Below are 12,394 nucleotides of genomic sequence, written 5' to 3'. Positions count from 1 at the left end.
CTCACTTATTCATTACTCCTCACTCCTCACTTTTCACTTTCTAACCGGCAACTTTAATCGGGCCTTGAACACTTCCACTGATAAATTGTTTGATCAAAGGATTTTCTGTGTTGTGTATTTCACTAACTGTACCCTGCCACTGCACTCTACCTTCATAGAGAAATATAACTCTATCAGCTGTACGGCGGATAGTGCTGGCTTGGTGGGTAACAACGGCATAGGTACTACAATTTCCATGTGAACTTTGCAAATGGCGGATTAAGTCTTCGATTACTGTTGAGGCAATGGGATCGAGTCCAGCTGTTGGTTCGTCGTACAATAGAACTTCTGGGCCTTCGGTGGGACTATCGGGGTTAGACATAATTGCACGGGCAAAACTTACCCGTTTTCGCATTCCCCCGGAAAGTTCGGCTGGGTAGAGGTGGCCTATTGCTGCCAAACCTACCATCTCTAGTTTTTCTTCTACCAAATTTCGGATGCGCGATCGCGGCAGCTTTGAATTTTGATAAAGTAGAAATCCTATATTCTCCTCCACCGTCAGCGAATCAAATAGCGCCGCCTGCTGAAACACCATACCAATGCCAACCTGCTGGCCACCATCCTCAATCAAACCGTCTCGCCGCACTCCTTGGACATAAATTTCTCCTTCATCGGGACTAAGTAACCCCGCCACTACCCTTAAAATTGTTGATTTCCCAGTCCCCGATGGGCCAATAATCCCCAGTGCTTCTCCTCGGTAAATGCTCAAGTCTACATTATCTAGAACTTTATGGCTACCAAAGGACTTAGAAACACCTTTCAGTTCAATCAATGGTTCACTCATTAAGTTATTAGTCATTGGTCATTGGTCATTGGTCAGTAGAAAATAAACAAATGACTACTGAGAACTAACAAAGGACAAATCTGCCCAATATTGATGTCATAGTTATTGGTAGGGCTTTGTATTTTACATTATAAGTACATGATTAGCATTCTGATTAGCAAACTTTATTTTTTTAGCATAATATTTAGTTATTTTCGATATTTAACGTTCCAAAATACCTCAACACAAGCGTGACGTGTACACCGTAGTAATTAAACATCTCAGTGATATGCAAACAATCTTCCAGTTTTCTATAGACATCAGCAAAGTCATTTAATCGTATCGATATACTAAAACTAATCAGATAAAAGCTACTATAGAAAAACCTAATTAACAGGTTAATGATTCACTAGTATTGTAATAATTGCTTTTAAAAATAATTATGAGTAGCCAATTAGAACAGTTTGCAAGTGATAATTCCTCTGGTATTTGTCCTGAAGCCCTGGAATATATGATTAGGGCAAATCAAGGTAGTGTCCCAGCTTATGGAAATGATGAATGGACTCAAAAAGCATCAGATTATTTTCGGAAACTCTTTGAAATTGATTGTGAAGTATTTTTTACCTTTAACGGTACAGCCGCAAATTCTTTATCTTTAGCTGCTCTTTGTCAGTCATATCACAGCGTCATTTGTCATGAAACATCTCACATAGAAACAGATGAATGTGGCGCACCTGAATTTGCTTCTAATGGCTCTAAACTGCTACTAGCTCAAGGTAAATATGGCAAATTAACATCAGAATCTATAGAGTCAATTGTCACGAGGCGCACTGATATTCATTATCCCAAACCTAAAGTTATTAGCATTACACAAGCCACTGAATTAGGAACTTTATATTCTATTGAAGAACTTTTAAGTATTAAAGAAGTTGCAAACAAATATAACTTAAAGATTCACATGGATGGCGCTCGTTTTGCCAATGCAGTTGCCGCTATGAATACAAGTCCTGCTGAAATTACCTGGAAAGCTGGAGTGGATGTATTGTGTTTTTGTGGTACAAAGAATGGAATGGCATTAGGTGAAGCCATTCTTTTTTTCAACAAAGCGCTAGCAGAGGATTTTGATTATCGATGTAAGCAAGCAGGTCAGTTAGCCTCAAAAATGCGGTTTATTTCTGCTCCCTGGTTGGGTTTATTAGAAACTGGTGCTTGGCTAAAAAATGCTAGACATGCTAATCAATGTGCTGAATATTTAGAAAATCAACTATTAAACATAGAAGGCGTTGATTTAATGTTTCCTAGAGAAGCCAATGCCGTATTTGTGAAATTACCTGAAGAAGTCATTCACAGCTTAAAAGCCAAGAATTGGCAGTTTTATACATTTATTGGTGTGGGAGGAGTACGTTTTATGTGTTCTTGGAACACTACTCAATCAAGAATTGATGAATTGATTGGTGATATTAAAAATGCAACTAAGTAAGTGAGTCAATAAATATAGCGTTCTCCGAACTAGTGAGGTACACCTGTAGGGGCATGACAGTGCCCATTGGTGTCAACTTCAGCTGAAACTCTTTTAAAACCTCGTTTCCAGCCGCAGGCTGGCAAATGCACTTCAATTGCGGCTCTGCCGCCAGCAAGGGAGGCGGAGCCTCTAAGACGGCATTCCCAGTCGGAGACTGGGAACGAGATAATATCTAAAAGTTTGTACTAAGCTAGTTTTCAAGTTAATTAGCAATCTTCAAAGCTTTAAGACACTCTCGTATTTTAAGAGTTTTAACTCCTAATTTCTAGCTCCTAACTTTATTTGTATGTCAGAACAACAGCAGTGGACTATAACAGCAACAGAACAACCTCCAGAGTGGTTTATCGAAGCAGTGAAACAACATACACCTGCATCAAGTGGACTATATGCAGCACAGTTGTTGTGGCAACGGGGTATTAAAGATCGTCAACAATTAACAGCTTTTATCAACTATAAAGCTTATCAGCCAGCAAGTCCCTTTGAGTTTGGGCAAGAAATGCATTTAGCGATCGCACGCTTGCAACAAGCATATAATACGAAAGAAAAAATCGCCATTTGGGGAGACTTCGATGCCGATGGTATTACCGCCACATCGGTACTTTGGGACGGATTGGGGCAATTTTTCGCTCAAAATACCCAGTTAATTTATTACATTCCCAATCGTCTAAAAGAATCCCACGGACTTAATAATCAAGGCATTGATAATTTAGCAAAACAAGGTTGCAAATTAATTGTGACTTGCGATACGGGTAGCACAAACCTTGAGGAAATTATCTATGCCAAACAGCTAGGTATAGATGTAATAGTTACAGATCATCACACCTTACCCACCGAACGCCCACCCGTCGCAGCGATTATCAATCCCCGCTATTTACCCAAGGAACATCAGTTATTTAATCTTTCTGGGGTGGCAGTCGCTTATAAGTTGGTGGAAGCAATATATCAAAGCTTGCCCAATGTTGCCAAATATCCCTTAGAAGATTTATTAGATTTAGTGGCAGTTGGATTAATTGCCGATTTAGTGCAGTTAAGTGGAGATTGCCGCTATTTGGCACAGATGGGAATTCAACGACTGCAAGAAGATTTTAAACAGCCAGCAGCAGCGCGGCGGCGGCCAGGGGTAGGGCGATTATTAGAATTGTGCCAAAAAAGTGGCGATCGCCCCACAGATATTTCTTTTGGTTTGGGCCCAAGAATTAACGCCGTTAGTCGTATCCAAGGTGATGCTAGTTTCTGCGTGGAATTATTAACTAGTCGGGATGTCAAACGTTGTAACGAACTAGCCGAAGTTACAGAACTCGCCAACGCCCGCCGTAAATCTTTACAAAAAGACGTGCAAGCACAAGTAGCGCAAAAACTCACCCAATTAGACTTATCAACCACCAGCGTCATTGTCCTAGAAGATGCCCAATGGCCTGCGGGTGTATTGGGCTTAGTTGCCGGACAGGTAGCACAAGAAACAGGTCGCCCCACAATTTTGTTAAGTACAGAGGGATTGGGAACTGGGGACTTGGGACTGGGTACTGGAGAAGACTCTTCCCAATCCCCAATCCCCGATCCCCAATCCCTTGCCCGTGGTTCTGCCCGTTCGGTGAATTCTGTCGATTTATACCAACTGGTGAAAGACCAAGCACATTTGTTACACCGTTTTGGGGGACATCCCTTTGCAGCAGGTTTAAGTTTGTTGGTGGAGAATATTCCTTTATTTACAGCAGCGATTAATCAGCAGTTGCGCCAATCATTAGGGAGTACAACCCTAACGCCAACTGTGCAAGCAGACTTGACGGTAACAGTCGCAGACTTGGGGAAAGAGTTATTTTTAGAACTGAAACTGCTAGAACCTTGTGGAATGGGTAATCCTGTTCCGAAATTGCTAATTCAAAACTGCTGGTTTGAAAATGCTTGGCATCGCAATCAGCAAGATTGGCAAGGGAAAAAAGTACAGTACATTAAAGCTGAGTTTGATATTCGGGATGATTCTAGCAGAAGTGCTTTTCCTGGCTTATGGTGGGGACACTACAAAGATGAATTGCCCATCGGAAGATGTGATTGCATAGCAGAACTAGACTACAACACCTTCAAAAAACGTTATGAAATCAGATTAATTGCCGTGCGTCCTTCTGCTAACTCAGCACTCAACGCTTCGCGATCGCTAACACCCTTGATCCTAGACTTACGGAATCAGGAACACTCAGCACTTAGCACTCAGCACTCGCTCAACCCTAGCTATTCGCTTATTGAAGATTGTCCCACAAATTGGGATGATTTACGCATCTGGTTGCGGCGATGTTTGGCGACAAGCCGCTCTACGCCTGGATTTGACAATCAGCAACAATTAGCGATCGCTTGGTCTAAACCCAACCACCAACCGCCCAATCAAATTTGGCTGACTCTCGTAGGAATCGCCAAATATCTCAGTCGCACAAATCAACTAGTTACCCGCGTACAACTTTTAAAGAAAATCGGCATCAGCGACCAAACCTTAATTGTCGGCATCAAAGCTTTAAAATATTTCGGCTTCACAGTTAAACGACAAGACCATTATTTGCAAATCACTTGGCATTCAAGCGATAGTGCCGAAAACCTTGCTGATGCGGCAGTTGCCCGATTTTTAGCTGCTGTCCGCGAAGAACAATTTCAGCAACAATATTTTGCAGAAGTGCCTTTATCTACTATTGTTGCGATCGCCAGCTACGAGAATTAAGAAGCTAATCCACATCCAATACTGCGTAGGGTTTGAAAATTTGTAGGTTGGCTTGAAGGTCGTGAGACGCGATAAATCGCCGTCTCTACAGGTAATTTATCCATCAATTATGTATTGACAGGCTACTACTGGTCTGCCCCATTAAATTTGAGGGGCTGCTAGATCCCCGACTTCTTAAAGAAGTCGGGGATCTGAACACCACTAACCTCTCAAAACTTTTGGGATAGACTACTACCCCAGAGTGCTTTTTGAGGCAAAACCTACGCGGTATTGAAATCACATCTATCTATAAATCTTGTGGGGTGGGCATCTTGCCCGCCCAGCTTATGCAGGTTATATCTAAAACAACTCGGAACTCAGCACTCTTCATGGCAGTTCCAACCGGATGAGAAATTATTCTGTAAGACTTAATGTTTGAAAAGCTAATAATTAGTGTATCATGTTAACTGTAATTTGCCGTATACGTTCTTTGTATATATGATACAAATCCTTAAGGTGCTGGCTTTGTCTATGCAATGACATACAGTAGACATCTCCGAAAATAAATGTAGAGACGTAGCACTGCTACGTCTCTACAAGGGTTTTGGATAACGCATATTTAATTTCTGGAGATGTCTAGTAGTTTTCTTTTGTGTGAAATACAAAGCTATAGGTTTGGAAGCAGGAGACAGAACTGAAAATTGCTTCCACAACCTGAGAAGTTTGACACAAGTATCTAAAAGCTTGATGGGATGTCTGTAAAAACCGCTCACAGTAGCAAAGTATAAAGTTGACTGCGCCAAAAAGGAGGACAATTAATTGCTAACAACACATAGCGAAAATGAACTACAGTTGACTGCTGACGTGCTGGTAATTGGTGGTGGCCCTGCCGCCGCATGGGCAGCATGGGCAGCCGCATCCCAGGGTGTCAAAGTAATTATTGTTGATAAAGGTTTTCTCGGTACGAGTGGTGCTGCTGCTGCTAGTGGCAATGGTATCATGGCTCCTTCTCCAGAGAATTGGGATAAAGTTGTATCGGAGCGTTATCGCTCAGGAAAAAACCTAGCTAACTTACGTTGGATTGAGCGTGTTGTTGAAAAAACTTGGCTCAGTTTGCCTCTAGTGGAAGATTGGGGCTATCGTTTCCCTAAAGAGAATGGGGAATCCGTGCGCCAGAGTTATTATGGCCCGGAATATATGCGCGTACTTCGTAAAAATCTCTTGCGTGTTGGTGTTCAGATTTTCGACCAAAGTCCGGCGCTAGAGCTTTTATTGGCTGACGATGGCTCGGTGGCTGGAGCAAGAGGTGTGCAACGGCAACATCATCGTACTTATACCGTTCGCGCTGGTGCAGTAGTCTTGGCCAATGGCGGTTGTGCATTCTTGAGTAAAGCATTAGGTTGCAATACCAATACAGGTGATGGATTGCTAATGGCAGTAGAAGCTGGCGGCGAACTCTCCAGTATGGAAGCTTCTAATCACTATGCCATCTCGACGGCTTTCAATGCCACAGTCACACGGGGGGTTCCCTTTGGTTGGGCTAGCTTTAGTGATGAAGCGGGTAACGATCTTGGTGGTTATGTCAATGGTCGTCGCGATCCATCGTTCCTTCCTAATGCACTCTTAAAAGGGCCCGTTTATGCTCGTTTGGATCGAGCTACGCCTGAAGTCAAGGCAGTGATTGAGAAGTCCCATTTCATCTCTTATCTACCTTATAAAAAAGCTGGGATTGATCCCTATACAGAACGAGTCCCTGTCACATTGGTTTTAGAAGGTACTGTTCGTGGTACGGGTGGAATCCGTCTGACTGATGATAGTTGCGGTACGAAAGTACCCGGACTCTATGCCGCAGGGGATGCAGCCTCACGTGAGTTCTTAGCCGGTTTAGCTTCTGGTGGTGGTGGCCCCAATGCCGCCTGGGCGATTTCTACAGGTCAATGGGCTGGAGTTGGTGCAGCAGCTTTTGCCAAGAGTCTCGGCGCTCATGCAAATGAACGGGTGGCACGTCCGACCGGTCAAGCCGGATTGCGATCGCCCCAGGTGGACAAAACGCCGTCTTCTGCTTCATTCGATAGCGAAGCGATCGTCCGTGGTGTTCAAAATGAGATGTTACCTCTAGAGAAAAATCACTTCCGTTCTGAACAGCAGCTTTTGGATTCTCTTTCTAAATTAGAGAAACTATGGGAGCAGGTACAGGCGAACCCAAAACAAGATACAGTGCGCGATGTGGAATTTTCTCGTCGAGCAGCGTCTCTCACAGCTGTAGCCCGATGGGCATATTTTAGCGGTTTACATCGCACGGAAACGCGTAGCGAACACATTCGCGTAGACTACCCCGAAACCGATCCAAATCAGCGTTATTACCAGGCAACAGGTGGCTTAGAAAGGCTATGGGTGAGGCGTGATTGGATCGCAGATGAAATTGCTACACCCCCAGTGCTAACCACTCAAACCACACCCTCTGTATCAAAATTGTAGTCGGAGCATTATCATGATTGAGCTTGTCAGCCATAAACTCTGTATAAATTGCAATATATGCGTCCAAGTTTGTCCTACCAATGTCTTTGACTCCGTACCTAACCAACCACCTGCGATCGCTAGGCAAGAAGACTGTCAAACTTGTTTTATGTGTGAAGCTTATTGTCCTGCGGATGCGCTCTATGTTGCGCCTGAATCTCATACCAATGTTGCAGTCAATGAGGATGATTTAATTGAACGTGACATCATGGGTGAATATCGTCGCACCTTAGGTTGGGGATATGGCAGAAAAAACAATAGTGAATTGGATACTGCCCATAAACTGCGCCAACTGCCGCGCCCCTATCAAGCGTAGACGCGAGCGATCAAAAAATAAAAATATGTCGGAAAAGCTTTCTTAGTTTCCCTACTCCCCACTCCCTACTCCCTTTCATTTTCTTTGGTCAGTTGTGACTGTTGGGAAATGATTTCGGCTAGCAACGTTTTAATTTGGGATGGTTGTAAAAAATTCACTACAGCATCACCTGCTGTAGCGTTGACAAAGCTGGCGACTGTAACCAAGATTGTGTTAATAATTACTGCTGCTAGTCCTAGTGGTGCCAATACGGTTCGGTTAAGGTTTTTTGATGGAAATTGCAGAGTGCAAAGATCCGAGAAATCATTATAAAGACGCGATAAATCGCCGTCTCTACAAAAGATTGATTATTGTAGAGACGGCGATTCATCGCGTCTTTTGTCTTAACCGAACAGTATTGCTAGTGGTGCAATTAACAGGATAATTAGTGTAATAGCGCCGTTGAGTAAGGCGACACCAAGGTTGCGAACTAATGCTGCACGAGAAGACATATACATAGATGGATGTAATGGTGTTGGTGAATTTGTTCTATGTCTTAAGGTAGAGGCTGATCTGGAATCATGCTAGGGCTTTCATGCGAATGAGGAATTTTTGATATTCTTCTATTTTCTCTGCGGCGGGGTCGGCAAAAGCTGTAAATGCTTATTCTCTCGTTGACCCCGCCGATGTCCTTTCCAGTATGGGTTACAGCGTTTTGATGTCTATGTATTATGGTTGAATTTGGTTGTAGGTATATACCCCGTCGCAAATGGCATCTGGACATCAGGCACAGTCAGGGGTTTAATAAGAGGAGACGCTTCTCTTTGTAGAAGTGGAATTAATGGAAACTTTCCTTGTATCTTGAACTTCAGCATGATTAAAAATAGACGCTTCTTTTTGTAGAAGTGGAATTAATGGAAACGCAAAAGGTCGGAATGTTTATACTCCGACCTTTTGAAAGATTCTGAAAGATATTTGATTATTTGTTGTTATTTATAAACCAATCCGGTTCAGTTAAGGATAATCGTAGGTTGGGTGGAACAAAGTGAAACCCAACAAACCCGCGAAAATGTTGGGTTTCGTTCCTCCACCCAACCTACGCATCTGAGGGGTTTTTGGCGCTAACTGAACCGTATTGATTTATAAACCGCTAAAATAGCTTCACCAATTTCCTTAACCTTAGCTACCAATTCTTCTGGTTGTACGACCTTCACATTCGTAACCCAAATACCATGCTTGGTTACAGAAGACGATTTGCAAGGGAAATGCTAGAAAAAAACCTTCTTCGTCCAGTGTAAACTTGCCCCCACCCGGAAAGCGATTCAATTCGAGTAGTTCTCCCTTAACTATTGCTTCCTCAACTCGCTGTAAGTTCTTAGATAGGGCATCTAACGGTAAAAACTCTGGATCAACCATATTGCGGTTAGCGATCGCCCGCACCGGATATACCTTACTCACGCCCAATTTACTTTGTGCCATCCGCGTAGCAAAAGTTTCATAAATCTCCAACGCTACGGGGTCATTCAGACTTTTAGCTTGAGACTGGAGAACGTCAAACACTTTGATTAACTCGTATGTTGATAAAATTGCTGTCCCCACGAAGTAGCCGTCTCTTAGGGGAAATTCTGGCAATATTTTATAAGGCTTAAGAACCTTTTCAATGTCCTTGCGAACAGTATCTAAGCTATCACCATCAATAATTTCATTTTGCTTAAGTGCAGATACAAGAGTTGGCAAACTTCCTTTACCTTTATCTGCCAAGAATGGATGATGAAGAATAAAACGAATTATTTGTACTAACCTCTGGAATGTGTGCCAGTCAGAATAGCCATGAGTCACAAAGGAAGATGGTGTAACGGAGAGATCAAGTGGTGAGGTAATGGGAGAACACCAAGCAATAGTATTAGCCCCAAGCAGTGAATTTTGCTCTAGCCAGTCTAAATCAGATGCGATCGCCCCAGCATCAGCATAGATTGTGCCGCACAATTTACCTATTAAAGTGGTAACTTCTTCTATGGAACTAGCAAATTGAGGAACATAACCAAAAATGCTTTCTAGCAGACTGGGGTTAGTGATTTGCAAATTTCCCATCCCTGGATAGCGGATGATCAAGGAAATTAGATACATGAGGCGTTCAAAGTCCAGTAGCTTACTGTATGAATGTAGGGTGACGTGGCGATTGCGGTTAGCACGATTGGTAAGGGTGCGCCCAAGCTGTTGAATTTGGTTTTGAATTTGTTGAATATCAAAATTGCAAGAAGTGACATCAATTGCTTTGACTACTGCAAAACCTTCTGCTGCAATTGGGGGAAACTCTTGCAGAGATTTGTGCATATTCTCAATTATTATCTCTGGAACTTGGCGATCGCGCTTTTGATTCCATAACTTGCAAGTTGCAATCGGGGTTTGCAAATACCACCCCATCCACAGCACTGGGGAGGTCAGAGATGAATTGAGCTTTCTTAGCAAATCTATCCGCCACGCACGTTTGGCATTGGTAGCATCATAGATTATGGAGTTACCTTGTGCGATCGCATCAACAATCTCAGAAATTACTTTTTCTTCTATCTGACTCCACTCACCCTGGATACTTGCATCACCGTAGAGTTGTTGGCGAATTGCATCAGTGGAGATGATGCGATAATTCCCCAGTTTTGCTAACTCGACTGCGAAGGTGGTTTTCCCACTACCGGGAATACCGATGAGGAAGTGACAGATCATAAGGAGTTCAAGGTTAAAAGTTTTTCTACTTTAACTTTTAACTGTTATTTGTTTGTTGTCTAGGTTTTTCAAGCGAATGACGACGGTATTAATGAAGGGTTTAATTAATTTTGCTTCTCAAAGAGAGAAGCAAAATAATGGCATTGTTTTCCATTAATTCCGATTTAACCCAATCAGTAGGGTCGAGATTTGAGTGGAAATCCTCAGGCTGGTGAAGCTTGGGAAGTTTCCATTAATTCCGATTTAACCCAATCGGTAGGGGAAAATAGTAGACATTCAACGACTCGAGGGGACAGGTTTCCATTAATTCCGATTTAACCCAATCGGTAGGGTGCAGCAACGTGGGGCATAGCACCACTGCACATTGAGTTTCCATTAATTCCGATTTAACCCAATCGGTAGGGAGTTCGTCTGGGAGCCTTTGCCCCGTAAGGCTTCCAGCCACCAAATCGACACCACTCTAAAAAACATTTTATTACATAATTTACTAGGTGTAGATCAGCAAGAAGTACGTGATTATTTATTAGGATATAATGAGGATTCCATTAAACGTTTTTTAGGTAACTTCGATAAGTTAAAGAAGGATTCTGAACAAATAACTAATGAAGCTTATCAAGCTTATTCTCAAGATGTAAAATTACCTTTTCTCAAAGCTTTAAAACTCTTTGGACTGTGGAGACAAGAAGTAAACCAGAATAAATTAGAGATGAAACTTCAAGAAATAGCTGATTCTCTTATTTAATTGAGAAAGGGAATAGGGAGTAAAGACGCGATCTATCCTCTACATTCATTGCACCAACATGCTATCAATCGCCTTATGGCTTTGCATTTTAGGGTTCCCAAGCAGTAACATTTTCTAACATGACCGATGGGAGATGATTTTTAAGCGTTGCATAATAGAGGGATGAATCAATTCAAAATGACGTGAATGCTCTAAATCTCCTTACTTGCTATACATATCAGGGAACTTGGCTTGAAGTTTAGCCAGTTTCGGCAAGTCATTCACTACCACATAGCGATCGCTCGGATGATGCACTATATAATTCTGATGGTATGCCGCCGCCTGATAAAAACCTTTCAAAGGATCTAATTCCGTCACAATCGGCTTATCGAAGATTCGTGATTTGTTGAGTTGAGCAATATATTCTTGTGCAGCCTGTTTCTGCTCATCGTTAGCAAAAAAGATCGCCGAACGATATTGCTTACCTGAATCGGGGCCTTGTCGATTCAACTCTGTTGGGTCATGGGCTACCAAAAAGTAGACTTTTAGAAGCTGATTATATGATATTTTTGATGGATCGTAGGTAATTTTCACCGATTCAGCATGATTGGTTAATCCAGCACTCACAATCGCGTAGTCTGCGGTTTTTGCATCACCCCCAGAAAAGCCAGAAACAACATCAGAAACACCTTTGAGATGCTCAAAAACTGCTTCCATTCCCCAGTAGCACCCACCAGCGAAAACCGCTACTTGCTTTCCCTTCGGTGCAACAGTCGAAATATCAGTGGCGGGAGCAGGGAGTATCACACGAGATGCACTGTATAGGAGTACAACAGTCAGCGAAAAGATGGAAAAATTGCGTAATAACTGGCGGGAGAGAGTGAAGTTATAAATTGACATGAGGTTGTGAACTCCTTGATTTAATAGACGAAGAACCGAGTTTATTCAGCTATTTTGTCATTTAGATAGCGATCGCTTAAATATGGCCCCCATTTACGCCAATGTGCTATAGAGATATATCTCCAGAAATTAAATATGCGTTACCCAGAAACCTTGTAGAGACGTAGCACTGCTACGTCAAAACAATTCTTTTTCGGAGATGTCTATTTATATTAAGTTACATTTTGTCAAAA

Annotated in this window: 9 protein-coding genes; 5 read left to right on the top strand and 4 right to left on the bottom strand. The window is 42.4% G+C overall.

What is annotated here, in order from left to right; all coding sequences use genetic code 11:
* Positions 1–40: 40 nt before the first annotated feature.
* Positions 41–823 (bottom strand): ABC transporter ATP-binding protein, encoded by a 783-nt coding sequence (locus tag V7K76_RS32320; RefSeq protein ID WP_334776115.1) that lies wholly within the window; start codon positions 821–823, stop codon positions 41–43.
* A 421-nt stretch (positions 824–1,244) separates the two neighbouring features.
* Here V7K76_RS32320 and V7K76_RS32315 point away from each other — a divergent pair, with 421 nt between their 5' ends.
* The 4 genes from V7K76_RS32315 to V7K76_RS32300 all read left to right on the top strand — a co-directional run bounded on the left by V7K76_RS32315 (position 1,245) and on the right by V7K76_RS32300 (position 7,840).
* On the top strand, positions 1,245–2,282 hold the full coding sequence (locus V7K76_RS32315) for a threonine aldolase family protein (protein ID WP_334776028.1): 1,038 nt from the start codon (positions 1,245–1,247) through the stop codon (positions 2,280–2,282).
* Between the two features lie 328 nt (positions 2,283–2,610).
* The gene (locus tag V7K76_RS32310) at positions 2,611–5,028 is read left to right on the top strand and encodes a single-stranded-DNA-specific exonuclease RecJ (RefSeq protein WP_334776027.1); all 2,418 of its coding nucleotides are present in this window, start codon (positions 2,611–2,613) and stop codon (positions 5,026–5,028) included.
* Between the two features lie 798 nt (positions 5,029–5,826).
* Positions 5,827–7,485 carry an FAD-binding protein gene (locus tag V7K76_RS32305; protein ID WP_334950966.1) on the top strand — a complete coding sequence of 553 codons (1,659 nt, stop codon included), beginning with the start codon at positions 5,827–5,829 and terminating at the stop codon, positions 7,483–7,485.
* A gap of 13 nt (positions 7,486–7,498) precedes the next feature.
* A complete protein-coding gene (locus V7K76_RS32300; RefSeq protein ID WP_334776025.1) occupies positions 7,499–7,840 on the top strand; it encodes a 4Fe-4S binding protein in 342 nt (113 codons plus the stop codon).
* A gap of 65 nt (positions 7,841–7,905) precedes the next feature.
* On the opposite strand, the gene csx18 is transcribed toward V7K76_RS32300, so the two are convergent.
* Together csx18 and V7K76_RS32290 are read right to left on the bottom strand one after the other, a co-directional pair.
* Positions 7,906–8,088 carry a CRISPR-associated protein Csx18 gene (csx18, locus tag V7K76_RS32295; protein ID WP_334776024.1) on the bottom strand — a complete coding sequence of 61 codons (183 nt, stop codon included), beginning with the start codon at positions 8,086–8,088 and terminating at the stop codon, positions 7,906–7,908.
* Between the two features lie 910 nt (positions 8,089–8,998).
* Positions 8,999–10,540 carry an ATP-binding protein gene (locus V7K76_RS32290; RefSeq protein ID WP_334950971.1) on the bottom strand — a complete coding sequence of 514 codons (1,542 nt, stop codon included), beginning with the start codon at positions 10,538–10,540 and terminating at the stop codon, positions 8,999–9,001.
* A gap of 421 nt (positions 10,541–10,961) precedes the next feature.
* On the opposite strand from V7K76_RS32290, the gene V7K76_RS32285 reads away from it, so the two are divergent.
* Entirely contained in the window at positions 10,962–11,282 is a 321-nt protein-coding gene (locus tag V7K76_RS32285; RefSeq protein WP_334950973.1) for a hypothetical protein, read from the top strand.
* 201 nt (positions 11,283–11,483) lie between these two features.
* Here V7K76_RS32285 and msrA read toward each other — a convergent pair whose 3' ends face one another.
* Positions 11,484–12,161, bottom strand: a complete 678-nt coding sequence (gene msrA / locus V7K76_RS32280) for a peptide-methionine (S)-S-oxide reductase MsrA (RefSeq protein ID WP_334950975.1) — start codon at positions 12,159–12,161, stop codon at positions 11,484–11,486.
* Between the last annotated feature and the right edge of the window lie 233 nt (positions 12,162–12,394).

Source organism: Nostoc sp., from assembly GCF_036917975.1.
Classification (GTDB): Bacteria; Cyanobacteriota; Cyanobacteriia; order Cyanobacteriales; family Nostocaceae; genus Nostoc.
The sequence above is the reverse complement of the archived record's forward strand: the minus strand, read 5'-3'. Positions and strand labels throughout refer to the sequence as shown.

What these genes read in the sequence shown, in the direction of transcription:
- V7K76_RS32310 (WP_334776027.1), top strand. Translation starts at nt 2,611, where the DNA reads ATGTCAGAACAACAGCAGTGGACTATAACAGCAACAGAACAACCTCCA.
- msrA (WP_334950975.1), bottom strand. Translation starts at nt 12,161, where the DNA reads ATGTCAATTTATAACTTCACTCTCTCCCGCCAGTTATTACGCAATTTT.
- V7K76_RS32290 (WP_334950971.1), bottom strand. Translation starts at nt 10,540, where the DNA reads ATGATCTGTCACTTCCTCATCGGTATTCCCGGTAGTGGGAAAACCACC.
- V7K76_RS32300 (WP_334776025.1), top strand. Translation starts at nt 7,499, where the DNA reads ATGATTGAGCTTGTCAGCCATAAACTCTGTATAAATTGCAATATATGC.
- V7K76_RS32315 (WP_334776028.1), top strand. Translation starts at nt 1,245, where the DNA reads ATGAGTAGCCAATTAGAACAGTTTGCAAGTGATAATTCCTCTGGTATT.
- V7K76_RS32320 (WP_334776115.1), bottom strand. Translation starts at nt 823, where the DNA reads ATGAGTGAACCATTGATTGAACTGAAAGGTGTTTCTAAGTCCTTTGGT.